The sequence below is a fragment of the Falsiroseomonas sp. E2-1-a20 genome, from assembly GCF_051433195.1.
In the GTDB taxonomy this organism is placed as follows: Bacteria; Pseudomonadota; Alphaproteobacteria; order Acetobacterales; family Acetobacteraceae; genus Falsiroseomonas.
On record NZ_JBHMFT010000012.1, the window covers coordinates 118,719 to 142,790 of the forward strand.

The 24,072-nt window shown below is 73.2% G+C and carries 23 protein-coding genes; 12 read left to right on the top strand and 11 right to left on the bottom strand.

Going from position 1 to position 24,072, the window contains the following annotated elements:
- Window positions 1-389: 389 nt before the first annotated feature.
- The gene (pyk, locus tag ACFHPP_RS16115) at window positions 390-1,823 is read left to right on the top strand and encodes a pyruvate kinase (protein WP_437164324.1); all 1,434 of its coding nucleotides are present in this window, start codon (window positions 390-392) and stop codon (window positions 1,821-1,823) included.
- A 64-nt stretch (window positions 1,824-1,887) separates the two neighbouring features.
- Window positions 1,888-2,403: a hypothetical protein gene (locus tag ACFHPP_RS16120; protein ID WP_437164270.1), complete on the top strand. Its 516-nt coding sequence runs from the start codon at window positions 1,888-1,890 to the stop codon at window positions 2,401-2,403.
- 4 nt (window positions 2,404-2,407) lie between these two features.
- On the opposite strand, the gene ada is transcribed toward ACFHPP_RS16120, so the two are convergent.
- The 3 genes from ada to glcF form a co-directional block, all read right to left on the bottom strand.
- Entirely contained in the window at window positions 2,408-3,481 is a 1,074-nt protein-coding gene (gene ada / locus ACFHPP_RS16125; protein ID WP_437164271.1) for a bifunctional DNA-binding transcriptional regulator/O6-methylguanine-DNA methyltransferase Ada, read from the bottom strand.
- Window positions 3,482-3,563: 82 nt separating this feature from the next.
- Window positions 3,564-4,130, bottom strand: a complete 567-nt coding sequence (locus ACFHPP_RS16130) for a tetratricopeptide repeat protein (RefSeq protein ID WP_437164272.1) — start codon at window positions 4,128-4,130, stop codon at window positions 3,564-3,566.
- A 43-nt stretch (window positions 4,131-4,173) separates the two neighbouring features.
- On the bottom strand, window positions 4,174-5,499 hold the full coding sequence (gene glcF / locus ACFHPP_RS16135; RefSeq protein ID WP_437164273.1) for a glycolate oxidase subunit GlcF: 1,326 nt from the start codon (window positions 5,497-5,499) through the stop codon (window positions 4,174-4,176).
- Window positions 5,500-5,645: 146 nt separating this feature from the next.
- Between glcF and ACFHPP_RS16140 the strand changes: the two genes are divergently transcribed.
- Window positions 5,646-5,828, top strand: coding sequence for a hypothetical protein (locus ACFHPP_RS16140; RefSeq protein WP_437164274.1), 183 nt, complete (start codon window positions 5,646-5,648; stop codon window positions 5,826-5,828).
- Window positions 5,829-5,846: 18 nt separating this feature from the next.
- Here ACFHPP_RS16140 and ACFHPP_RS16145 read toward each other — a convergent pair whose 3' ends face one another.
- From ACFHPP_RS16145 to ACFHPP_RS16155, 3 genes are read right to left on the bottom strand one after another with little or no spacing between them, the layout of a single operon-like run.
- Window positions 5,847-7,373: a M81 family metallopeptidase gene (locus ACFHPP_RS16145; protein ID WP_437164275.1), complete on the bottom strand. Its 1,527-nt coding sequence runs from the start codon at window positions 7,371-7,373 to the stop codon at window positions 5,847-5,849.
- On the bottom strand, window positions 7,370-8,530 hold the full coding sequence (gene glcE / locus ACFHPP_RS16150) for a glycolate oxidase subunit GlcE (RefSeq protein WP_437164276.1): 1,161 nt from the start codon (window positions 8,528-8,530) through the stop codon (window positions 7,370-7,372). The genes ACFHPP_RS16145 and glcE overlap by 4 nt, the downstream gene beginning before the upstream one ends.
- Window positions 8,527-9,954: an FAD-linked oxidase C-terminal domain-containing protein gene (locus tag ACFHPP_RS16155; RefSeq protein WP_437164277.1), complete on the bottom strand. Its 1,428-nt coding sequence runs from the start codon at window positions 9,952-9,954 to the stop codon at window positions 8,527-8,529. The genes glcE and ACFHPP_RS16155 overlap by 4 nt, the downstream gene beginning before the upstream one ends.
- Before the next feature lie 150 nt (window positions 9,955-10,104).
- Here ACFHPP_RS16155 and ACFHPP_RS16160 point away from each other — a divergent pair, with 150 nt between their 5' ends.
- Window positions 10,105-10,656 carry a cupin domain-containing protein gene (locus ACFHPP_RS16160; RefSeq protein ID WP_437164278.1) on the top strand — a complete coding sequence of 184 codons (552 nt, stop codon included), beginning with the start codon at window positions 10,105-10,107 and terminating at the stop codon, window positions 10,654-10,656.
- 110 nt (window positions 10,657-10,766) lie between these two features.
- On the opposite strand, the gene ykgO is transcribed toward ACFHPP_RS16160, so the two are convergent.
- From ykgO to ACFHPP_RS16185, 5 genes are all read right to left on the bottom strand, one after another.
- Window positions 10,767-10,892 (bottom strand): type B 50S ribosomal protein L36, encoded by a 126-nt coding sequence (ykgO, locus tag ACFHPP_RS16165; protein WP_430668059.1) that lies wholly within the window; start codon window positions 10,890-10,892, stop codon window positions 10,767-10,769.
- A 65-nt stretch (window positions 10,893-10,957) separates the two neighbouring features.
- Window positions 10,958-12,199: a 3-sulfinopropanoyl-CoA desulfinase gene (acdA, locus tag ACFHPP_RS16170; RefSeq protein WP_437164279.1), complete on the bottom strand. Its 1,242-nt coding sequence runs from the start codon at window positions 12,197-12,199 to the stop codon at window positions 10,958-10,960.
- A complete protein-coding gene (locus ACFHPP_RS16175; protein ID WP_437164280.1) occupies window positions 12,196-12,852 on the bottom strand; it encodes a DUF533 domain-containing protein in 657 nt (218 codons plus the stop codon). The genes acdA and ACFHPP_RS16175 overlap by 4 nt, the downstream gene beginning before the upstream one ends.
- Before the next feature lie 52 nt (window positions 12,853-12,904).
- Window positions 12,905-15,409, bottom strand: coding sequence for an AsmA family protein (locus ACFHPP_RS16180; protein ID WP_437164281.1), 2,505 nt, complete (start codon window positions 15,407-15,409; stop codon window positions 12,905-12,907).
- Between the two features lie 45 nt (window positions 15,410-15,454).
- Complete coding sequence (locus ACFHPP_RS16185; protein ID WP_437164282.1) at window positions 15,455-16,435, bottom strand: RluA family pseudouridine synthase; 981 nt, start codon at window positions 16,433-16,435, stop codon at window positions 15,455-15,457.
- 63 nt (window positions 16,436-16,498) lie between these two features.
- Between ACFHPP_RS16185 and ACFHPP_RS16190 the strand changes: the two genes are divergently transcribed.
- The 8 genes from ACFHPP_RS16190 (at window position 16,499) to ACFHPP_RS16225 (ending at window position 24,045) form a co-directional block, all read left to right on the top strand.
- A complete protein-coding gene (locus ACFHPP_RS16190) occupies window positions 16,499-16,804 on the top strand; it encodes a type II toxin-antitoxin system Phd/YefM family antitoxin (protein WP_437164283.1) in 306 nt (101 codons plus the stop codon).
- Window positions 16,801-17,229 (top strand): type II toxin-antitoxin system VapC family toxin, encoded by a 429-nt coding sequence (locus tag ACFHPP_RS16195; RefSeq protein WP_437164284.1) that lies wholly within the window; start codon window positions 16,801-16,803, stop codon window positions 17,227-17,229. The genes ACFHPP_RS16190 and ACFHPP_RS16195 overlap by 4 nt, the downstream gene beginning before the upstream one ends.
- Window positions 17,230-17,313: 84 nt before the next feature.
- Window positions 17,314-17,883, top strand: coding sequence for an elongation factor P (efp, locus tag ACFHPP_RS16200; protein WP_437164285.1), 570 nt, complete (start codon window positions 17,314-17,316; stop codon window positions 17,881-17,883).
- Window positions 17,884-18,005: 122 nt separating this feature from the next.
- A complete protein-coding gene (locus ACFHPP_RS16205) occupies window positions 18,006-18,863 on the top strand; it encodes an inositol monophosphatase family protein (RefSeq protein WP_437164286.1) in 858 nt (285 codons plus the stop codon).
- 41 nt (window positions 18,864-18,904) lie between these two features.
- Entirely contained in the window at window positions 18,905-19,318 is a 414-nt protein-coding gene (locus ACFHPP_RS16210; protein WP_437164287.1) for an OmpA family protein, read from the top strand.
- A gap of 4 nt (window positions 19,319-19,322) precedes the next feature.
- Entirely contained in the window at window positions 19,323-20,459 is a 1,137-nt protein-coding gene (locus ACFHPP_RS16215; protein ID WP_437164288.1) for a flagellar motor protein MotA, read from the top strand.
- A 56-nt stretch (window positions 20,460-20,515) separates the two neighbouring features.
- Window positions 20,516-23,341, top strand: a complete 2,826-nt coding sequence (locus tag ACFHPP_RS16220) for a peptidoglycan -binding protein (protein WP_437164289.1) — start codon at window positions 20,516-20,518, stop codon at window positions 23,339-23,341.
- The gene (locus ACFHPP_RS16225) at window positions 23,338-24,045 is read left to right on the top strand and encodes an MOSC domain-containing protein (protein ID WP_437164290.1); all 708 of its coding nucleotides are present in this window, start codon (window positions 23,338-23,340) and stop codon (window positions 24,043-24,045) included. The genes ACFHPP_RS16220 and ACFHPP_RS16225 overlap by 4 nt, the downstream gene beginning before the upstream one ends.
- Window positions 24,046-24,072: the final 27 nt, after the last annotated feature.

The window sequence follows — 24,072 nt, forward strand, 5'->3', positions numbered from 1 at the left end:
CGCGGTTCCCTGCGAAAGGCGGCATGGGCCAATTATTTTGGGAGGGGGTGTGGCAGGAATGCCGCAGGTTGCCCGCGAAGCCACGCTCCACCCCGGATAACTTAGCAAACATAAGCAAAAGAAATGGATTTGCGGCGCGCGCTTATATCCCCTAAGCATAAGGCATGCGCGACCCCAACCTCGAAGCCCTGCTGATCCAGCGCGGCGCCGTCACCCGTATCGCAACCGCCCTCGGCATCTCCACCGCCGCCGTCTCGCAGTGGCGACGGGTGCCGGAGGATCGGGTGGTGGAAGTCGCACGTGCCCTGGGCGTGCCACCCGCCACTGTCCGGCCGGATGCGCCCGAGGCGCCGCCCGAAATTCCCCGCCGCGAAGGATCAGCCCGCCCCATGGCCACCCGCCCACCGCTTCGCCGCCGGCGCCGGACCAAGATCATCGCGACCCTCGGCCCGGCCTCCTCCTCGGCCGAGGTGATCGAGCGGCTGTTCCGCGCCGGGGCCGACGTGTTCCGGTTGAATTTCAGCCATGGCAGCCACGAGGATCATGCGGCGCGGATCGCGACGATCCGGGCGTTGGAGGAGAAGGTCGGCCGGCCGATCGGCATCCTGGCCGACGTCCAGGGGCCGAAGCTGCGCGTCGGCAAGTTCCAGGCCGGCCGGGTGCAGTTGCAGACCGGCCAGAGCTTCCGGCTCGACCTGTCCCCCACGCCCGGCGATGTCCGCCGCGTGCAACTGCCGCATCCCGAGATCATCCAGGCCGCCGGCATCGGTACCACGCTGCTGCTCGATGACGGCAAGCTGCGCCTGCGCGTGACCCACAAGCGGGAGGATCACCTGGAGACCCTGGTGGTGGTCGGCGGGCCGCTGTCGGACCGCAAGGGCGTCAACGTGCCGGATGTGGTGCTGCCGATCCCGGCGCTGACGGAAAAGGACCGGATCGACCTCGACTTCGTGCTGGATCAGGGCGTGGAGTACATCGGCCTGTCCTTCGTGCAGCGGCCGGAGGATGTGATCGAGGCGAAGCAGATCGCCGCCGGGCGCGCCTGGATCATGGTGAAGATGGAAAAGCCGCAGGCGGTCGAGAACCTCGACGCCATCCTGGCGGAGGCGGATTGCGTCATGGTCGCGCGCGGCGACCTCGGCGTGGAATGCCCGCCGGAGGAAGTACCGCTGATCCAGAAGCAGATCGTCCGCGCGGCGCGGCTGCTGGGCAAGCCGGTGGTGGTGGCGACGCAGATGCTGGAAAGCATGATCACCGCGCCCTCCCCCACCCGGGCCGAGGCGCAGGACGTCGCGACGGCGGTGTTCGATGGCGCGGATTGCGTGATGCTGTCGGCCGAGACCGCCGCCGGGCAGTTCCCGTTCGAGGCGGTGAACATCATGGACCGCATCGTGGCGCGGGTGGAACAGGACCCGGACTGGCGCCGCCTGACGGATGCCGCGCGCCCGGCGCCGGAGAAGAACTCGGCCGGCGCCATTGCCGCCGCGGCGCGGCAGGTGGCGCAGACGATCGAGGCGGAGGCAATCGCGACCTTCACCTCCACCGGGTCCACCATGCTGCGCGTGGCGCGGGAGCGGCCGAGTTGCCCGATCCTCGGCCTGACCGCCAGCATGCAGACGGCGCGCCGCATGGCCGTGGTCTGGGGCGTGCACCCGATGATGACGGTGGAGCTGCATTCCATGACGGACATGGTCGCCAAGGCGATCCGCGCCGCCAGCCAGGAAGGCTTCGCCAAGGCGGGTGACGAGGTGGTGGTGACGGCCGGGGTGCCCTTCGGCACGCCCGGCACCACCAACGCGCTGCGCGTCGCCATCGTGAAATAGCGCGCCGCGGTTGACCTGGGCGGCAGGCGCGCGTTCCCTGCGGCCGTAGCCTGGAGTTGCCACGATGAGCCTGCGCCGCCTGTCCCTCGTCCTGCCGCTGCTGGCGGGCCTTGCCTCCCCCGCGGCCGCACAGCAGGCGGGGCTGTATGACGTGACCGGCACCAACCTGGACGGCACCAGCTATACCGGCGTGGCGCAGATCCAGCAGGTCGGGCTGTCCTCCTTCACCATCCTGTGGCGCATCGGCAACCAGGCGGTGGAGGGCGTGGGCTTCGCCTCCGGCCGCACCATCGCGGTGGCCTATGGCCTGTCGCGCCGCCCGGGCATCGGCATCTACGCGCTGAACCCAGATGGCAGCATGGAGGGCGAGTGGACCATCATCGGCGCGCCTGCCAATGCGCGGGAAAGGCTGGTGCCGCGCAATCCCCCCGCCGCCGCCGCGGCACCGCCCGCCGCCGCCGCGGCACCGCCGGCTGCAACCGCGCCTGCGAACCCTTCGGCCACGGTGCCGCCCGCCGCCGATCCGCCTGCCACCCTGCCCGACGCGGCGCCGCCGCCGGCGACTCCGGCCCCGCAGTAGCGGCCTACCGGCCCCGCGCCCGGCGTTCCCCGGCCAGCAGCGCCGCCTTGCGCGGTACGCCCCAGCGATAGCCGGTGAGGTCGCCGCTGGCGCCGACCACGCGGTGGCAGGGCACCGCGAGCGCCACCGGATTCTGCGCGCAGGCGCGTGCCACGGCGCGCGTCGCCGCGGGCTGGCCGAGTTCCGCCGCCAGGCCGGAATAGCTGCGCGTCTCGCCGAGCGGGATGCGCGTCAGCGCCTCCCACACCCGGCGCTGGAAGGCGGTGCCGCGCAGGTCCAGGGGCAGGGCCAGCGCGGCGGATGGCTCGGCCAGGAAGGACGCGATGGCCTGGACCGAGGCGGCCAGGTGGTCCGGCGCCGGCGCGATTCGGGCCCGCGGGAAGCGGGCGCGGAGGTCGCCTTCCAGGGACTCCGGCGGCTCGGCGAAGCCGATGTAGCAGATGCCGGCCCCGGTCGCGCCGACCAGCAGCGGCCCCATGGCGCTGTCGGCATGGGCGATGTGGATCACCTCCCCGGCCCCGCCGCGCCGGGCGGCGCCGGGGGTCATGCCGAGGTGGCGGCCGGGGCTCTCGTAGACGCGGCTTTCGCTGCCGAAGCCGGCGCCGGCCACCGCCTCCGCCACCCGGTCCCCGGCGGCGAGGGCGGCGTGCAGGCGGCGGGCGCGGACTCCCTCGGCGTAGCTGCGCGGCGTCACGCCGGTGATGTCGCGGAACAGGCGCAGGAAGTGGTGGCGGGCATAGCCGGCGCGGGCGGCGAGCGCCTCCAGCGAGGGAATGGTCTCGGCTGCCTCGATCATGGCGCAGGCGGCGGCGACGGCCTCGGCATGCAGGCGGGCGCGGTCGCCCCTGGGGTCGCAGCGCTTGCAGGCGCGGAAGCCGGCGGCCTCGGCGGCGGGGGCATCGGGGAAGAATCGCGTGTTGCGGCGGAGCGGCGGGCGGGCCGGGCAGCCGGGGCGGCAGAACACGCCCTGGGTGGTGACGGCGTAGAGGAAGCCGCCGCAGGCGGGGTTTGCCTGGCGGTCCAGCACCGCCTGCCAGCGCAGGCCGTCGAGGATCTCGGGGAGCGGGGCTTCGGGCATGGCGGTCACCACATCAGTGCGTTGTCGGGCAAATTGGCACCGCAGCACCCGCCGCCGCCATCCGCGGGTTGCGGCGCAACGCCTACAGCGCGACGCCTTCGACCCGCCGCACCAGCTCCCGCCGCCGCTGGTCACCGCCGGGCAGCTTCGGGTGCAGCGCCAGGGCGGCGTCGAGGCTGCGCAGCGCACCGCGCAGGTCGCCGGTTTCCTCCTGGAGCTGGGACAGTTGGACCAGCGCGCCGAAATGCCGCGGCTCCAGCCGCAGCGCCTCCTGCAGGTCGCGCGCGGCGGCGGCCGTGTCGCCGAGGCGGGCATAGGCCTGGGCGCGCAGCAGCCAGCCATCCGCCGCGCCGGGTTCCAGCACCAGTGCGGCGTCGAAATCCTCCAGCGCATCCGCGGTCGCATTCGACTGGATGTTGCGGACGCCGCGTTGCAGCAGCAGCGCGGCGGCGGGCGAGACGGCGCGGCTCCAGAGCGCGCGGATGCGGGCCTCGACGAGCTGGCCGCCTTGCGTGTCGGGAGCGGCCTTCAGCGCCTCGAACAGCTGGTCGAGCTGGGCCTGGCGGGTCTCGGCCGGGGTTCGTGCGGCCGGTTGCGCCAGTGCGGGCGGCGCGAGGAGCAGCAGGACCAGGGCGGCACGGAGCATCATGGTCACAGCCTCCGGAATCGGGTGCCCGGGGCGCCGTTTCGGCTCATGCGGTGGCACGGGCCGAGCGGGCGGTGGCCACGGCGCCGGGTTCCGGGCCACCGGCCATCCAGTCCAGCAGTTCCACCGTGTGGACGGTGGGCATCGCACCGCCGGCCAGTTGCGTCAGGCAGCCGATGTTGCCGGCGGCGATCAGGTCGGCGCGGGTGCGGTCCAGGTTGGCCAGCTTGCGGTCGCGGAGTTGGCCGGCGATCTCGGGCTGCATCAGATTGTAGGTGCCGGCGCTGCCGCAGCAGATATGGCCCTCGGCGGGTTCCTTCACCGCGAAGCCGGCGCGCTTCAGCAATTCCTTCGGCGCGGTCGTGATCTTCTGGCCGTGCTGCAGGCTGCAGGCTGAATGGTAGGCGACGGTGAGATCCGGCCTGGGCCGGCACGGCGCGTAGTCGAACTTCTGCAGGACCTCGGTGATGTCCATCGCCAGGGCGGAGATGCGGGCGGCCTTGTCGGCATCCGGCTGCGTGCGGAACATGAAGCCGTAATCCTTCACCGTGGTGCCGCAGCCCGAGGCGTTGACAACGATGGCATCCAGGCCCTCCCCGTCCAGTTCCGCGGTCCAGGCGCCGATATTGGCGCGGGCCAGGCGCATCGCCGGGTCGTGGTGGCCCATGTGGTGGTCGAGCGCGCCGCAGCAGCCCTGGTCCCGGGTCACCACCACATCGAGGCCCATGCGGGTCAGCAGGCGGATGGTCGCCTCGTTGATCGAGGGGGCCAGCACCTTCTGGGCGCAGCCCGTCAGCAGCGCGACCCGGCCGCGGCGGTGCCCCTCGGCCCGGTGCACGCCCGGCCGGTCCATCGCACTGGCCGGCGGCACGCTTCCGGGGGCCAGCCGGAACATCGCCCGCAGCCGCTGCGCCGGCATCGAGGTGCCCGGTACGAAGCGGGACAGATGGCGGCCGAACACGGCGCCGCGCAGCGCCAGGCGGAAGCGGCCGGGATAGGGCAACAGGGCCGAGAGCAGGCGGCGCAGCGCGCGTTCGGCGGGCGGGCGCTGGTAGGTTTCCTCGATGTGGCGCCGGGCGTGGTCCACCAGGTGCATGTAGTTCACGCCGGAGGGGCAGGTCGTCATGCAGGACAGGCAGGACAGGCAGCGATCGACATGCTTCACCACCTCCGGCGTCGCCGGCCGGTCGTTCTCCAGCATGTCCTTGATCAGGTAGATGCGGCCGCGCGGGCTGTCCAACTCGTCGCCCAGCAGCAGGAAGGTCGGGCAGGTGGCGGTGCAGAAGCCGCAATGGACGCAGGTCCGCAGGATGCGGTTGCTCTCGGCCGTATCCGGGTCGCGCAGCTGTTCGGCCGTGAAGGTGGTCTGCATCTCGATCTCCCGCCGCGTCCTACATAGGGTCTGGCCCGGCCGGCCGGAAGCCGCGGAATGCAGGGCATGGGGAACCGCCGGGCTGCCGCGGCGCTTGCAGAACGCCCCTCATCCGCGGCGTGGTTTCCAGGGCGAGGAGACGCAGGATGCGCGACCCGACACGGACCGATGCCGGCCACCGCCCGGTGACCACCAGCCTGGCGCAGCCCGGCCAGGTCGCCCGGCTTGGCGCTGCCGAGGTGGCGCGCCAGCAGGCGCTGCTACGGATCGGCCGGCCGCAGGAAGCGGCGCGGCAGGATCGGCGCAGGGGCGACCGGCGCTCCGCCTGAGCCCATTCGCGGCCACCGCTATCCCCAGGCGGCGTCCGCATCAAGCGGGAACACCGGGCGCGGCAGGCCGCGGAATTCGAAGCGCGACAGCACCGGGCTGACCAGGCCCGGCGCGTCCACTTCCAGGGTCCGGTCGGGCGTCGCGTAGATGTCGAAGCCGGCGCGGAAATGGCCGCGCGACTTCACCACGATGGTGCGCGCCGCCTCGACGTCGACGCCGAGGATCTCCAGCATCGCAGGGTCCAGGAGCTGCCGACGCAGGCTGCCCACGGCCAGCAGCAGGCCGCTATCCTCCAGTTCCAGCAGCGCCGCCGGGCCGATGGAGAAGGCGCGGCCGGCGATGCTGCCTCGGCGTCCCACGCCGGTGCCGTCCGACAGCGCGCGGACCGTGGCGCCGGTCCGGAAGGTCTCGGCGAAGGGGCCGGGCGTCGCGTTGGCCACCGCCTGCATCCGGGCGCCCTGCCCGGCCGCATGGGCGGCGGCGGCGAGCACCGGGTCGATCAGCACGCCGAACACCACGCCGCGGGCCCTCGATTGATGCAGGGCAGCCAGCAGCGCGGTGGTGTTGCCGCCGCCGCCGCCGCCGGGATTATCCGCGACGTCGGCCAGCACCAGGCGTGGCACGGCCGCATCGGCGCCGGCCGCGACGGCCAGCGCCACCGCATCGGGGATGGAGGTCAGCGTTCGGCTCAGCGCCGCGCGATCCTGCCAGATGCGACCCGCGAGGCGTTCCGCGAGCGCCTTCGCCTTGGCGCCCTGCCCCGGCCGTGCCGAGGCCCAGACGCAGAGGCCGCATTTCGGGATGTCGGTATAGGCGAAGCCGCCGGTGACGGAGACGCCGACCAGATCGGGGTCCGCCTCCCGCGCCGCGACGCCTTCCGCGATGGCGGCGGAATAGGGCGAGGCCTCGGCGGTCAGCAGCGTGACGGTGGGCGGCGTCATCGGCAGGCGGATGAAGTGGGTTTCGGGCCGTTCGCCGCTGGCCAGCATGTGGCGAATGGCGCCGGCGGCCTCCGAGGCGCGCTCGCGCATGTCGACATGGGGATTGGTGCGGTAGGCGATCAGCAGGTCGGACAGCGCGATCTGGCGGTCGGAGACGTTGCAGTGCAGGTCGAGCGTGCCGACGATCGGCACATCCGGCCCGACGACCTCCCGCAGCATGGCGAGGATGGCGCCGTCGGTGTCCGCCTCCTCCGCCGCGCGGCTGGCGCCGTGGCTGGCGACGTAGACGGCGTCGACCGGGCCGGCCGCTTCCAGGCGGGCGCGCGCGATCCTCAGGAACTCCGGGAAGATGCCTGGCGCCATGATGCCGCCGGGGGGCGCGGTGATGACGATCAGCGGCACCGGCTCCCATGCGCCGGTCGCGTCCATGCGGGTGTAGAAGCCCGGGATCTCGGTGGGGACGGCGCTGACCTTGGCGCGTCCGGCCTCGGTGATCGCCTCGCCCTCGACCCAGCTCTGCTGCTCGAAATCGAGCCGGGTGGTGGGCGGGGAGAAGGCGTTGACCTCGAGATGCAGGCCGAGGATGGCGACGCGGGGATTCACAGGCTGGCCCTCATGCGACCGGGGTTGAACAGGCCGTGCGGGTCGAGCGCGGCCTTCACGCGGGCGGCGATGGCGGACAGCGCCGGAGCTTCCGGCGTCAGCACCGGCACGGCGGCGCGCAGCGGCGCGGGGGCGCGGAACAGGGTGAAGCTGCCGCGGGAGGCCAGTGCGGCCTGCATCACGGTCTCATGCGCGGCCTCCGTCGCCGGCCCGGCGATCCAGACCAGGCCACCGCCCCAATCCAGCAGCATTTTCCGGGTGGGATCGGCCAGGGCGGCGACCACGGCGGGGGCAGCGCTGGGGCGGACGGAGATGCGCCAGACGGCCTCCTCGGGCGCGGCACCCAGGGGTTCCGCATCGCGCACGCGGCGCCACAGCGCCTCCGACTCCTCGCGCGGCAGCAGCGTGACCTCGCCATGCGCGAGCAGGTCGTCGCGCAGGCGGCCGCCGCGGTAGGCGACGCTGTCCGGTAAATCCTCCAGCCGCAGCAGCGCGGTGGCGCTGCCGTCCGGCGCCGGGATCAGCGCGGCGCCGCTGACGCCGTAGGGGCTGGCGAGGCCGGCGGACAGGGCGCGGATGCCGGTGGCGAGGCCCGCCACGGCCACCGACAGCGTCGCGGAGTCGCGCGCCGCCGGCAGCACCTTCAGCGTCACCTCCGTCATCACGCCGAGCGTGCCGTGGCTGCCGGCCAGCAGCTTGCACAAATCGAGCCCGGTGACGTTCTTCAGCACCCGCCCGCCGCTGCGCTGCACCTCCCCCATCCCGTTGACGAAGCGGATGCCGAGCAGGTGGTCGCGCAGGGCCCCGACGGTGATGCGGCGCGGACCGGACAGGTTGGTGGCAACGATGCCACCGATGGTGGCGGGCTGGTCCGCGCCGAAGAAGGCGGACAGGTCGGGCGGCTCCGGTGCCAGCATCTGGCCGTGCTCGGCCAGCGCCGCCTCGATCTCCGGCAGCGTCGTGCCGGCGCGGGCGGAGAGTACCAGCTCGGTCGGCTTGTACAGGGTGATGCCGGTCAGCGCGCGGGTGCTCAGCGTCTCCGCCGCCTGCACCGGGCGCAGCAGGGCGCGCTTGGTGCCGTTGCCCTCGATGGCCAGCGGCTCGCGCGCCGCGCGCACCACATCGGCGAGCGCGGCCTCGTCGTGGGGTTCGATCATGCCGCGTCCAGCAGCGGAAACACCTTGTGCGGGTTCAGCAGCCAGGCGGGGTCGAAGGCGGATTTGATGGCGCGCTGCTGCGCCAGCTCATGCGGGTGGAACTGGACGTGCATCAGGTCGCGCTTTTCCACGCCGACGCCGTGTTCGCCGGTGAGGCAGCCGCCGACCTCGACGCACAGCTTCAGGATGTCGCCGCCGAAGGCCTCGGCCTTGTGGAAGCTGGCGGGGTCGTTGGCGTCGAACATGATGAGGGGGTGCAGGTTGCCGTCGCCGGCGTGGAAGACGTTGGCGACCTGGAGGCCGTACTGCACGCTCATCTCCCCGATGCGCTTCAGCACATGCGGCAGCTCGCCGGTCGGGATGGTGCCGTCCATGCAGAGGTAGTCGGGCGAGATGCGGCCGACCGCGCCGAAGGCGCCCTTGCGGCCCTTCCAGATCGCGACCGACTCCTCCGGCGTCTGCGCCACCTTCAGGCTGATCGGGTCGAAGCGCGAGCAGATGTCCTTGATGCGGTCGAGCAGCGCGTCCTGTTCGGCGACGCTGCCCTCGACCTCGATGATCAGCATCGCCTCCGCGTCCAGCGGGTAGCCGGCATGGGCGAAGGCCTCGCAGGCATGGATGCAGGGCTTGTCCATGAATTCCAGCGCCACGGGGATGATGCCGGAGCCGATGATGGCGTCCACCGCCGCCCCGGCGATCTCCGTGCCCTTGAAGGCAGCCAGCATCGCACGCGCGCCTTCCGGGCCGCGCAGGATGCGGACGGTGACCTCGGTGACGATGCCGAGCATGCCCTCGCTGCCGGTCATCAGGCCGAGCCAGTCATAGCCGGCGGCATCCAGGTGGTCGCCGCCGATCTCGACGATGTCGCCGGTGGGGGTGACCATGCGCAGGCCGAGCAGGTTGTTGGCGGTGACGCCGTATTTCAGGCAATGCGCGCCGCCGGAGTTCATGTTGACGTTGCCGCCGATCATGCAGGCGAGCTGGCTGGACGGGTCGGGGGCATAGAAAAAGCCCTCATGCTCCACGGCCTTGGTGATGCCGAGGTTGGTGACGCCGGCTTCCACCACCGCCAGGCGGTCCTCGAAATCGATCTCCAGGATGCGGTTCATGCGCATCAGGCCGATCACCACCGCATCCTCCAGCGGCAGGGCGCCGCCCGAAAGGCTGGTGCCGGCGCCGCGCGGGACCACGCGGATGCCGGTCTCGTGGCAGTAGCGCATCACGGCGGCGACCTGTTCGGTCGTGGTGGGCAGCACCACCGCGAGGGGGATCTGGCGGTAGGCGGTCAGGCCATCGGTCTCATAGGGACGCAGGCGCAGCGCCTCGTGGATCACGCCCTCGGGCGGCAGCATCGCCTGCAAGGCGGCCACGATCTCGGCGCGCCGGGCCAGGATATGCGGGAATGGCGGCGGCAGCGCGATCATGGCGGAGGCTCCTCGGCATGGCCGGGAAGATGGAGGCGCGGGGCGCGGCGGGCAAGTCGGCAGGTGGCCTGGCGCCGATACATCGGGCGAACGAACCGGGCGGCCCGACCGGCGTTGGTCATGCGTGGTCATCCGAAAGGGAGACTCGCCATGAAGACCGCCTTGCGTGCAACCGCCATCGGCCTTGCAGCGCTCTTCACCTTCAGCGGTTCAGCCGCGGCGCAGCAAGCGCAGTCCCAACCACGACAGCACGTGATCCAGACGCCGGAGGAGATGCGCTGGGGTCCCGGCCCGGCGTCCCTGCCAAAGGGCGCGGAGGCCGTGACGCTGCACGGCAACCCATCCACCGATGGGCTCTTCACGCTTCGGCTGCGCCTGCCGGCGGGCTACATGATTCCGCCGCACACACACCCGCGGCCGGAGATCGTCACCGTGATCTCGGGCACCTTCCACCTTGGAACCGGGGAGACGATCAATCGCGAGGAGGCGAAACCCCTGCCCGCGGGCAGCTTCTTCGCCTTCTCGCCGGGCATGGCGCACTTCGCCTTCACCCGGGAGGAGACGGTGGTGCAGCTCAACAGCACCGGCCCCTGGGCGCTCGACTACATCGACCCGGCGGACGACCCGCGCGGGCAGACGAGCCAGGCGACAGGACCGGGCAGCACCGCGACGCCCGTCTCCGGCGGCGGGGCCACCCGATAGGCCGGACCGGTCGAGGGCGGTTCGCGGAACAAGACGACGCCGCGCCAGGGAACCTGGCGCGGCGCGAAAGCACGAACCAATCCGCCCCGGAGACCCGGAGCGGCGACGCCTCAGCCCTGGCGGGCCTTCAGGCGCGGGTTCTTCTTGTTCAGCACATAGGTGCGGCCACGGCGCCGCACCAGGATGCAGTTCTTGTCACGGACCTTGGCGGTCTTGAGGCTGTTGCGAATTTTCATCTGCATGGTCCTGGGAAGGCTGGGCCAGATACGGGGCGGGTCGCGCCGAGTCAACCTTGGCGGGTTCAATCCGCCGCCAGTTTCCCGGCCGCACCCTCCGCCGCGATGATGCGCAGGAAGCCGTCCCGGGTCTGTGGCAGCTTGCGGCCGAGGATCTGCTCGGCGACCTGCGTGCGCAACACCTGGGCGGTGCCACCGGCGATGGCGAACATGCGGGCGTCGCGCAGGTAGCGCTCCATCGGGTTGTCCTTGGAATAGCCGGCCGCGCCCCACACCTGCAGCGCGTTGTTGGTCACCCGGATTGCCATTTCACTCGCAAAGACCTTGGCCTGGGCGGCGGCCAGGCGGTCCGGGAAGCCGGCCGGGCCGGCGCTGCGGGCGGCGCGGTGGACCAGCGCGCGGGCGGCCTCCACCTCGATCGACATGTCGGCCAGCATCCAGCCGAGGCCCTGGAATTCCGCGATCGGCCGGCCGAACTGGGTGCGGGCATTGGCGCGGTCGACCGCATGTTCATAGGCGCCGGCGGCGAGGCCGAGCGCCACCGTGGCGGCGCCGACGCGCTGGCCGTTATAGGCATCGATCAGCCGCCCGAAGCCGCGCTGCCAGCCGCCCGGCGCGCGCAGCACCATGTCGTCCGCCACTTCGAGATCGGAAAACTGCAACTCCGCCTCCGGCATGCCGCAGAGGCCGAGGGAGGGGATGCGCCGTGCGACGATCAGCCCGGCCGGGGCGCCTTCGCCATCGCGCACCACCAGGAAGCCGCCGATGCCCTTGAAGGCGCCGTCCTCGATCACCCGGGCGAAGATCAGGTGCAGGCGGGAGACGCCGCCGCCGGTGATCCAGGTCTTGCGTCCGTTGATCACCCAGCGATTGCCGCGGCGTTCCGCCGTGGTGGTCATCTCGGTCGCGGCGGAACCGGCATCGGGTTCGGTGATGCAGATGGCGGGCTTGTCGCCGGCCAGGACCAGCCCGGCGGCCAGCTTCTTCTGCGCCTCGGACCCGTAGGCCATGATGGCGCCGACCGCGCCCATATTGGCCTCCACCGCGATGCGGCCGCAGACGGCGCAGGCCTTGGACAGTTCCTCCACCACCAGCGCGGCATCGAGCACGGACCCGCCGGGGCCGCCCCATTCGCGCGGGATGGTCAGGCCGGTGAAGCCGGCTTCCGCCATGCGCTGCACCATCGGCCAGGGGTACAGGCCGCTGCGGTCGGTCTCGGCGGCCTGGGCCGCGGCCTCGCGGGCGAATTCGCGGGCGCGGTCGCGCAGCGCGGCTTGCTCCGGCGTCAGTCCGTCGGTGGGCGTCATGGGGCGAGCCTTTCCTCGATGGCTGAAGCGGCCCGCTGGTCCAGGCCGAGGGTCTTCGCGAACCGGTCGAGCCAGGCGCGTTCGGGCGGCGTGATTTCCCCCATCGCCGCCACGGCGGCGGCGTAGAGGCGGGCGCGCAGCATCGGGTCGCCGGCCTGGGCGGCGAGCGCCTCCGGCGTCAGCGGCGTGTCGAAATCGGCGAGGACGAAGTCGCGTTCCTCCGCGGTGAGGTCGGCGGCGTCGAGCTGGCCGGCGATGCCGGCGCGTTCTGTGGCGTCGACCGCGCCATCGGCCTTGGCGGCGGCCACCATGGTGCGGATCAGCAGCAGGCTTTCCTGATCTTCAGCAGAAGGTGGCGCCTCGGCGGGCGCGACGTAGGGGGAACCGGTCTGCGGGATGCGGCGGGAGGGGGCCTGGCTGGCGCCCGTCCATTCCGGCAGCGGGCGGGAGGGCGGCGGGGCGGAGGCCTGGCCCTGGTTGCGGGTCATCGCCTCGATCGCGACGCCGGCGAGGCCGGCCAGGGCGCGGACGATCTGCGCCTGGCTGCTGCGGCCGCCGAGGGCACCGCCGAAAGGCTGGGTCGTGCGGCGCCGCCGGCGCGGCGACCGCGTGGCGCCACCCAGAAGCGCGCCCAGGACACGGGTCAGATCCATCTTGCCACTCCCTGATGCCATTCCTAAGCCGGACGCGCCGGCTTGGGAACCGTCAGCGGCCGAGCAGGCCGCGCAGGAGATCGACCGGGTCCGGGCGGCGCGCCTCGGGTGCCGCGGGCTGCGGCGTGGCCGCCGCGGGTTCGGGCGCGACGGCCGTGGCGGGGGCCGGGCCGGCGGTGCCGCCGCGCGCCTCCGCCAGCGCCGCGCCGCATTCCCCGAGCGGTGCCGCCGCCGCGCGCTGGCCGCCGCCGCCCAGAATCTCGGCCAGGGCCTGCAAGGAGCGGTCCGGCGTCCGCTGCTGCGACAGGAAGGCGCCGATGCCCGCCGCTGCCGCGGCGCCGGGCTCGACACCGACCCGCGGCGCCCGCCAGCTTCCGGCGATGCTCACCGGCGCGCGCAGCGCCACCGGCCCGGCGCGCAAATCCGTCTGCAGGCGCAGCGCCAGCGTTTCGTCGCGCAGGTCGATGGCGCCGGTGCCGGCGATGCGGCCGAGGGCGCCTTCGGCGTACAGCGTGGCGATGCGCAGGATGCCGCCCTCCGCGGGGGCACGCAGCGCGAAGCAGCGCAGCGGGATGTCCTCGTTGCCGCCGGGCAGGACCATGCCCAGCACCTCCTGCGGCAGGGCGCGCAGCAGCGAGCGCGGCACGCGGCCATCGACCAGCGCCAGCCCGAGATGGCCCGCGGCACTCGCCGCGACGGCGCGGACGTCCGCGCCGGTGCCGGCGAGGTCGGCATCGAGCTGCGCCGACCCGATCAGCAACGGGTCGCGGCCCAGAGCCCGGGACAGTGCCGCCATGTCGAGGCCGGGCGAGGTGGCGACGACGTGGAGGCGCGGCGGGTCGGCACGGCCATCGGCCTCGATGCGCAGGGTAACCGGACCGGCCGGGGTCTGGGCGGAGAACGGGGCGATGTGGCCGGTGCCGTTCTCCAGGACCAGGCGGGCGGAAACCTCGCGCCAGGGCTGGCCGCCGGCGGTGATGGCGGGGGCGCTCAGGCGCAGGTCGGCGTCCAGCGCGCGCAGCGCCGCATAGGGCAGCGGCGTGGCGGGGATCACGCGGTTGTCGGCAGCAGCGGCTGGCGCTGGCGTCGCGGATGCGGGTGCCGCGGGTGCGGCGGCCGGTGCCGTGCGGGCGGCGCGAAGGGCGTCCACATCGAGGCGCGGGAAGGCCAGCGTGCCGGTCAGGTTCGGGCGCGCGGCCAGGGCCAGGGCGAGGTCGCCCTGCACGGCGGCGGCCGGATGTTCGGCACGCAGGCCGTTCAGCCGCAGCCCACCGGCGAGGCCCGGCCCTGGCGCGACGAGCCGCCCGGAGACGCTGCCGGGGCCGGCCACGCCGTAGGGCGCGAGGTCGGCAGCCTCCGCGGTGATCGCCAGGTCGACCCCGCGCAGCGCGAGGGGCTGGGCGATGGCGCCCTTGACGGTGCCGGCGACCCCCTGCCCTTCCAGGCGCAGGTCGACCGGCAGCGGCCCGGCGCCCCCGGCCAGCAGCAGCGCGGGCGTGCCGGCCTGCCCGGCGAGACGCAGCGGCTGGCCCTCCACCGTCAGGTCGGCCGCCAGCGCGATCGGCGCCTCCAGCCCTGCCGCCGTCAGTTCGGCGCCACGGATGGCGAGGCCGGGGCGCAGCGCGGACAGGTCCGAGGCGCCCACCACCAGCCGCAGGTCGCGCACGGCGGACACCGCGTCGCCGGTCCCGGCGACGGCGGCATTCGCCACCACGTCGCGGAGTGGCGGCAGCGCGACGCCCTGCGCGAGCGGGGCAAGGCTGGACAGGTCCGGCACGCGCGCCTCCACCCGGCCCTCCCAGGCCTGCCCGGCCAGCGTGCCGTCCAGCTTCGCCTCGGCGCCCGCCGCGCCGAGCGTCGCCGCCACCGGCCAGGGCTGCGCGCCGCCGAACGCCGCGAGGGCGCCGGTCTCGGCGCTCAGCGCGACGGGCTGGCCGCGCAGCACCACCTCGCCCTGCGCCGTCATCGCGGCGCCGAGGGGGGCGGTGGCGTCCAGACGGGTGAACTCGACGGTCTCGGCCATCCCGTTGCGGGCGTCGCGCCAGGCGATGCGGCCGCGTTCCAGGCGCAGCGCGTCGATGCCCAGCGCCAGCGCCTCCCGCACCGCTTCCTCCGGCGCCGGCTGGGTGGGCTCGGCGGGTTGCTGGGCGCGGGCGAACTGCCAGTTGCCGCGGCCCTGGGCGTCGACCTCCAGCAACAGGTCGGTGTCCTCCAGCTCGATGCGGGAGATGCGGATCTCGCGGGACAGCAGCGGCAGCAGCGCGGCCTGGACCTGGACGCGGCGCGCGGTGAGCATCTGCGGCCGGCTGCCGCCCTCGGCGTTCGCCAGCGCCACGTCGCGCAGTTCCACGGTGGGCACCAGCGACAGGCCGAGGCGCATCTCGCCCACAGTGAAGGCGCGGCCGGTGGCGCGTTCCACGGCGGCGACCAGGCGCGGGCGGAGGGACTCCGCATCGAGCAAGACGAGCGCGGCGCCCAGGACCAGGGCTGGCAGGCCGATGACCAGGGCCAGCAGGATCCAGGGCCAGCGGCGACGGCGGGGGGCGGGCTGTGTCATGCGGCTGTCTACCATCCGCGGGACAGCCTCACCTACCCCGCGTGTTCAACTCACCCGGCGCGGCTTCGGCGTGCGCGGCGCCTCGAAGCCATAGAACGCGAATGTTTCCTTCATGTGCGGCGGCAGCGGCGCGGCCACTTCCAGCCAGCCGCCGGCCGGATGCGGCAGGCGCAGCGCGCGGGCGTGCAGGTGCAGGCTGGCGGGCAGGCCCTCCACATGCGCGGCCTGGCCGCCATATTTGCCGTCGGCCAGGATCGGGCAGCCCAGCGCCTCCGCCGCATGGACGCGAAGCTGGTGGGTTCGGCCGGTCAGCGGCTTCATCTCCAGCCAGGCGACCTTGCGGCGCACCACGTCCAGCGTGCGGAAATCCGTGATGGCGTGGGTGCCGTCCTCCCCGTGTTCGGCCGGCGCCGTGCGTTCGCCGCGCGGACCGCCCTGGCGGACCAGGGCCATGTTGATGCGGCCGGCGGGCGGGCTGGGCTCTCCCAATACGACCGCCCAGTAGGTCTTCTCGATATCCCGCCCGCGGAAGGCGGCGGCGAGGCGGGAGGCGGCGGACAGGGTGCGGGCGAGCACCAGGACGCCGGAGGTGTCGCGGTCCAGCCGGTGCACCAGGCGGGGGCGTTCGACGGCGTCGAACTGCAGCGCATCGAGCATGCCGTCCAGGTGGCGCGCGATGCCGGGGCCGCCCTGCACGGCCAGGCCATGCGGCTTGTCCAGCACCAGCACATCGGCATCCTTGTGGATGACCATCTGGTGCAGCGCCTTGACGTCCCGCTCATCCACCGGCTTCGGGGTGCGCGGCAGGTCACGGGCAGGGTTTTCCGCCACCGGCGGGATGCGGATTTCCTGGCCGGCTTCGAGGCGCGTGTTGGCCTCGGCGCGCTTGCCGTCGACGCGGATCTGCCCGGTGCGCAGCATCTTCTGCACGGCCCCCTGGGTCAGCGCGGGGACGTGGCGCTTCAGCCAACGGTCGAGACGGGTGTCGCCTTCATCGGCGGCGACTTTCTTGAGCTGCACGGTCATGGCGTGGGCATAGCATGGATGCGGCGGGTGCAAGCTCCTTGTGCCGCGATCGCGGCGGGATATATGGTCATCTGGGATGACCAGTTGGGGGATGACATGCCCACCACGAAGCTGATCGGCGCCACCGAGTTCAAGGCGACCTGCCTCGAGATCCTCGACCGCGTCGGCGCCGGGGAATGGGACCGCGTGGAGGTGACGAAGCGGGGCCGCGTCGTTGCCGTGCTGGTGCCGCCGACGCCGCCGGCGGCCGAGGTGGCGGCGCTGCACGGCTTCCTGCGCGGCAGCGTGACCATCCCGCCCGGCTTCGACCTGACTGCACCGGTCGCGGACGAACCCATCGCGGCGGAGCAGGGCGACCTGCACGGATGAGCCGGGATGGCGTGCTGCTGGACACCTGCGCGGTGATCTGGCTGGCGACCGGCGCGGCGATGGCGCCGGAGGCGCTGGACGCCATCCAGCAGGCCGGGCGCGGCACCGGCATCTTCGTCTCGCCGGTCTCGGCGTGGGAGGTCGGGCTGCTGGCGCGGCCCCGCCCGAACCGCCAGGCGCTGGCCTTCCTGCCGGACCCGAAGACCTGGTTTGCCCGCGTGATGGCCGGCCCCGGCATCCGGGAGGCGCCGCTGACGCCGGGGGCCGCCGTCGATTCCTCCTGGCTGCCGGGCGACCTGCATGGCGACCCGGGCGACCGCCTGATCATCGCGACCGCCCGCGACCGGGGGCTGCCGGTGGTGACGCGGGACGCGGCGATCCTGGCCTATGGGCGGTCGGGCCACCTGGCCACCATCGCCTGCTGAGGTTGCCGCCAAGGTTGCCCCTGGCCGCCCGGCGTTGTATCCGCGCCCGGACATTCCCCACCGCTCATTCAGGACTACCGCACCATGGCGAAGATGCAGGCCAACCAGATGCGCGCCGGCATGGTCATCGAGTTCGAGGGCCAGCGCTACACCATCATCCGCCAGAACATCATGATTCCTGGCAAGGGCAATGCGATCATCCAGGTCGACATGCGCAACATCAAGACCGGGTCCAAGAAGGACCAGCGCTGGCGCACGGCGGATACGGTCGAGCGGCTGATGACCGAGGACAAGGAGTTCACCTTCTCCTACGCCGAGGGCGACATGATCGTCCTGATGGACCCCGAGACCTATGAGCAGACCCAGGTGCCGAAGGACATCCTCGGCGACCGCCTGCCCTTCCTGGTCGAGAACATGACCGTCGGCGTCCGCCTGATCGAGGGCGAGCCGGTGGCCATGACCCTGCCGGAGCAGGTGACGCTGGAAGTGGTGGAGGCCGATCCGGTGGTGAAGGGCCAGACCGCGACCAGCAGCTACAAGCCCGCGGTCCTGTCCAACGGCGTGAAGACCATGGTGCCGCCCTTCATCACGGTGGGAGAGCGCATCGTGGTGAAGACGGAAGACGGCAGCTACTACGAGCGCGCCAAGGGCTGATCGCGGGGGGTCCCCCCTCACCCGCTTCGGCTAGGCGCTGCGCGCCAAGCCTGCGCAGCCCTCTCCCCCCGCTGGGGGGAGAGGGGGCAGGCGCAATGCTCATTCAATCCGGAATCTTCTCCATGGCCGTCTCGCCCCGCCTCTCCGCCTCCATGACGGTGCTGCAAGCCGCCATGCAGAAGGCCGCCCGCCGGCTGCTGCGGGATTTCGCCGATGTCGAATCGCTGCAGGTGACCGCCAAGGGCGCCGGCGACTTCGTCAGCCAGGCGGACCTGCGCGCCGAGCAGACGCTGCGCGAGGAACTGTCCCGCGCACGGCCGGGCTGGGGGTTCCTGATGGAGGAATCCGGCGCGTCCGGCGCGGATGACTGGGAATGGCGCTGGGTGGTGGACCCGCTGGACGGCACCACGAACTTCCTGCACGGCATCCCGCACTGGGCGATCTCGGTCGGCGTCGAGAAGCGCACCGGGGAGACCACCTCCGAACTCATGGCCGGCTGCATCTACAACCCGGCGGGCAACGAGATGTTCTGGGCCGAGAAGGGCATGGGCGCCTTCCTCAACGACAAGCGCCTGCGCGTCTCGGCGCGGCGCGACATGGGATCCGCCGTCTTCGCCACCGGCATCCCCTTCGCCAAGGTGCAGCGCAAGGCGGAGTTCTCGGCAACCCTGGCGCGGCTGATGCCGCAGGTGGCCGGCGTCAGGCGCTTCGGCGCGGCGGCGCTCGACCTCGCCTGGGTCGCGGCCGGGCGGTATGACGGGTTCTGGGAACTCGGGCTGAACAAGTGGGACATCGCGGCCGGCCTGGTCATCGTGAAGGAGGCCGGCGGCTTCCTCTCCGACCCCGCCGGCGGCGAGACGCATTACGAGACCGGCGACGTGGTCTGCGGCAACCAGGCGCTGCATCCGAAGCTGCGGGACGTGGTGGCGGAGGGGATCGCCGCGGCCCAGGCGCACCGCGCCGCGTCCGTAACGAGCTGACGATGGCGCGGGCTGGCCTGACAGGCTAGCCTTCCGGAATCATGCGATTCCGCGCCCTTATCGCTGCACTGCCGCTCCTCCTGGCCGTCTCCGCGGCCGGGGCGGAAGGCGTGTTTCCGCGGCCGGAGGGCGGCTGGCGCGTCGAGTTCTCGCAGGGCCAGTCGGCGCTGAGCACGCGGGACCGGCAGGCCCTGGCCGGCATCGCGCAGACCCTGGCGCCAATCCCGGCCGGCCGCATCACGGTGCAGGCGCAGGCCAGCGGGCCGGCGGACGATGCCTCGATCGCGCGGCGGCTGTCGCTGGCGCGCGCGGCCGCGGTGCGGGATGCGCTGGTGGCCGCGGGCCTGGTGGCGACGCGGGTCGATATCCGCGCCCTCGGCCGGCTGGAACCGCCGGCCGACATTGCCGAGATCCTTCCGCCGGGCGTCCCGCGCGCCACGCCGGGCACGAGGTAGCCGCATGACCAACCCGACCGTCTTCCTGTGGCGCATGCTCGCCTTTCTCGCGGCGGTGTCGCTGCTGGTCGGGCTGCTGTCGGGCGAACTGGCCACCGCCTTCGCCGCCAACCCGATGCTGAACGGCGTCATCGCCGTGGTGCTGCTGCTCGGCATCGGCTGGAACATCCGGCAGGTGCTGGTGCTGACGGCGGAGGTCGAATGGCTGGAGGCGTTCCGCAAGCCCGGCGTCGCCGCCCCGCGCAAGCCGCCGCGGCTGCTGGCCGCCATGGCCAGCATGCTGGCGGGCCGGCGGTCCGAACGCCTGTCGCTGTCCGCCATGGCGATGCGCAGCGTGCTGGACGGCATCTCCTCGCGCCTCGATGAAAGCCGCGAACTGTCCCGCTATGCCACGGGGCTGCTGATCTTCCTCGGCCTGCTCGGCACCTTCTGGGGGCTGCTGATGACCATCGCGGCGGTCTCCGACGTGATCGGCGGCATGTCGGTGGGCTCGGGCGACATCAATGCGATGTTCAACCAGTTGAAGACCGGCCTGGCGCAGCCGCTGCGCGGCATGTCCATCGCCTTCTCCTCCTCCATGCTCGGCCTCGCCGGCGCGCTGGTGCTGGGCTTCCTCGACCTCACCGCCGGGCAGGCGCAGAACCGCTTCTATTCGGAGCTGGAGGATTGGCTGGCGGGCGCCACGCGGCTGTCGTCCGGCGCGCTGGGCAACGAGGGCGAAGGCTCCATGCCCGCCTATGTCCAGGCGCTGCTGGAGCAATCCGCCGAGAACATGGAGGAATTGCAGCGCGCCATCGGCCGTGGCGAGGATGGCCGGGCGCAGTCCAACCAGGCGCTGATGACGCTGACCGAGCGCCTGTCGATCCTGGCGGACCAGATGCGCGCGGCGCAGGTGCTGATGTCGCGCATGGCGGAAAGCCAGTCGCAGCTGATCCCGACGCTGAAGAACATGGCGGATGCCAATGCGCATGGCGCGCTGGACGATGCCTCCCGCGGGCATATCCGCAACCAGGAACTCTACCTCGCCCGCATCCTGGAGGAGATGACCCAGGGACGCATGCAGGCCACCACCGAAATCCGCAACGAGATCAAGGTGCTGGCCCGCACCATCGCGGCGCTGGCGGAAGACCCGTCGCGATGATCGTGGCGGCCTGATCCATGGCGTTGGGGGGTCGCCGGCGGCGGGGCGGGGGCGGGTTGGATGCCTGGCCGGGCTATGTGGACGCGCTGTCCACGCTGCTCATGGTCATCATCTTCGTGCTGCTGGTCTTCGTGCTGGGCCAGGGGTTTCTCTCGGTGGCGCTGTCCTCGCGCGACCGGGCGCTGGACCGGTTGAACCGGCAGGTCAGCGAGTTGTCGGAACTGCTGTCGCTGGAACGTGGCCAGGCGGAGGAACTGCGCGGCTCGCTCGGGCGGCTGACGGAGGATCTGCGGGTCGCCGTCGCGGCGCGGGATGCGGCGCTGGAGGGGGTTTCGGCGCTGCGCGAGGAGCGCGACCGGCTGGTCGGCGAGCGCGATGCAGCGCGCGGCGAACGCTCCCGGCTTTCGGCGCGGCTCGCCGACCTGGACTTGTCGGCCCGCGACGGTTCGGCCCGGATCGCGGAGCTGGAGGGCCGGCTGGCGGAGGCGCAGGCGCGGGCCGAGGCGGCGGGCGGCGACACCGCGCGCACCGTCCGCACCCTGACCGATGCGCAGCGGCTGCTGGCGGCGGAACGCGCGGCGCTGGAGGCGGTGCGGCGGGACCTGGCGACGGCGCGGGGCACCGTGGAGACCCTTGGTCGGGACCTGGCCGGGGAGCGCACGGCGCGGGAGGCCACCGCGCAGAACCTGGAGGCGCGGCAGCGGGAGGCGCAGGCGCTGGCGCGCGACCTCGCCGCGGAACGCACGGCGCGCGGCGCGACGGAGGCCGAACTGGCCGAGGCGCGCGCGCTGTCGGCACGGGAGCTGGCGGCACGGCGGCAGGAGGCGGAGGCGCTGGCGCGCGACCTGGCCGCGGCGCAGGCGGCGCTTGGCGCGACGGCGGCCGAACTGGCGGAGGCGCGCGCGCTGTCCGCGCAGGAACTGGCGGCGCGGCGCCAGGAGGCGGAGGGTCTCGCGCGCGAATTGGCGGCGGCGCGGGCGGTGCTGGAAGCCACGCGGCAGGATCTGGCTTCGGCGCAGGGCTCGGCGCAGGCGCTGTCGCGCGACCTGGCCGCGGAACGCGCGGCGCGGCAGGCGACCGCGCAGGAACTGGCCCAGGCACGCGCCACCGCGGCGCGGGACCTGGAGGAACGGCGGCGCGAGGCGGCCTCGCTGGCGGCGGAACTGGCGCAGGCGCGGGCCGGGCTGGAGGCGGCGCGGCGCGACCTGGCGGCGCTGCGGGCGGAGGCCGAGCGGCTCGACCAGACCGTGACGGCGGACCGCGCGACGATCCAGGCGCGGCTGTCCGACATCGCAGGCCTGACGCAGCAGATCTCGGCCTTGCAGGCGTTGCGGGACCAGTTGGAGCGTCAGGCGCAGCAGGCGCTGGCCCGGGCCGAGGGCGAGGCGCGGCAGCGGGCTTCGGTGGAACAGGCCCGCGACGAGGCGCTGGCCCTGCTGCGCGGCGAGCAGGCGCGCGTGGCACAGGCCGAGCAGGGCCGCACCGCCGCGGCGCAGCTGGCCTCGGAGGCGAACCGTCGCGCGGCGGAGGAGGAGCGCCGGCGGGCGGCGGCCGAGGCGCAGGCGGGCGAGTATGGCCGGTTGTCCGAAAGTGCCCGCGCCCAGGTGGCATTGCTGACCCGGCAGTTGGAGGCGCTGCGGGCGGAGATGGCCCGCGTCGCCGGCGCGCTGGATGCGGCGGAGGATGCCGGGCGGGACAAGGACGCGCAGATCGTGGCGCTCGGCCAGCGGCTCAATGTGGCGCTGGCGGCGCGGGTCGAGGAATTGCAGCAATACCGCTCCGACTTCTTCGGCCGGCTGCGGCGCGTTCTCGGCGAAAGGCCGGAGGTGCGGATCGTCGGCGACCGCTTCGTGTTCCAGTCGGAGGTGCTGTTCCCGGTCGGCTCGGCGGAGATGTCGCCGGCGGGGCAGCAGCAGATGCGGGAGCTGGGGACGGTGCTGCTGGAGTTGTCGCGGCAGTTCCCGGCCGATCTCGGCTGGCTGCTGCGCGTCGATGGGCACGCCGATCGCAGCCCGATCCGTGGCGGCGGGCGCAACGCCAATTGGGAATTGTCGGCGGCGCGGGCGCTGGCGGTGGCGCGGCTGCTGATCGATGCCGGGCTGCCGGCCAACCGCGTCGCGGCTGCCGCCTTCGGCGACACCCAGCCGCTGGATGACCGCGACACGCCGGAGGCCCTGGCGCGCAACCGGCGGATCGAACTGCGGCTGGAGCCGGCCCCCACCGGCTCGCTGCCGCAGCGGGCCGCGGCCCCGGCGGCGCCGGACCTGCGGCGCGTGCTGGCGGAGGTGGCGCAGGGCCAGGCCTGCGCGCGGCTTTCGGTGACGGGCGAGGACCCGCCGCGCCTGGCCGGCCTGGCCCGGCGTGCCGCCGAGCCGGCGCTGCGCAGCGCCTTGCAGGCGCGGGGAGCACCGGCGGAGGCCCTGGCGGTGAGCGGCTTCGAAGGCCCGTATTGCGAGGTGCTGGCCGCGCTGCGCCAGGTGCCGGGCGAAGGTGGCCTTGACCTGGTGGGCAGCGGTGCGCAGCCGGATGGGGCGCCGCTGCGCTTCGACGTGGCGATGCCCGGCTGGGGCGGGCAGCTGGCGCTCTACTACCTGTCCACCAGCGGCGAGGCGGTTCGGCTGGAAGACCGCGCCGGGCTCGCGGCGGGGGCACGGCTGCGGCTGCCCGGGACCGGTGCCGGTCCCTGGCTGGTGGGAGCGCCGTTCGGCACGGACCTCGTGCTGGCCGTGGCCAGCGAGGGGCCGCTTCTCGCCGCCTCCCGGTCGCAGGTGGAACCGGTGGCGGACTTCGCCGCAGCCCTGGCCTCGGCAGTGGAGGCGGCGCGGCGGCAAGGCCGGCGGGTCGCGGCGCGGACCATCGTGGTGCAGACGGTGCCGCGGTGAGGAGCCAGGCGATCGGGCGCGTCACCGCCCTCACCCGCTTTCCCGTGAAGTCCATGGCCGGCGAGGCGCTGGAGGCGGCCGAGTTGCGATGGTCCGGGCTGGAAGGCGACCGGCAGTACAGCTTCCTGCGCAGCACCAGCCGCAGCCATTTCCCCTGGCTGACCGGGCGCCAGGTGCCGGGGCTGGTGCGCCATGCGGCGCGCTACCTGGAGCCGGAGACCTTGCGGACTTCGCCGGTCGAGGTGACCGATCCCGAGGGGCGCGTCATGGCGCTGGATGATCCGGCCCTGGCCGAAACCCTGGCGGTGGAGGCCGGGGAGCCGGTGGCGCTGCTGCATCTCGGCCGCGGCGCGTTTGACTCGATGCCGATCTCGCTGGTGACGACGGGCAGCCTGGCGCGGCTCGATGCGGCGCATGGCACGGCGCTGGATGCGCGGCGCTTCCGCATCAACATCGTCATCGAAAGCGAGGCGGCGGAAGCCGGCTGGCAGTCCCGCCGCATCGCCATCGGCGCCGCCGAGTTGATGGTCAGCGGGCCGGCGCCGCGCTGCGCCATGGTCACCATCTGCCCGGATACGGCCGCGCGCGATGCCACCGTGCTGCGGACCGTGGCGCAGCATTTCGGCAATGATCTCGGCATCTACGCCGCCACCGCGCGCTGCGGGCCGATCAGGGTTGGCGATGCGGTGCGGCTGCTGGATTGAGACAGGATCTTCTTCGAACGGATGCCG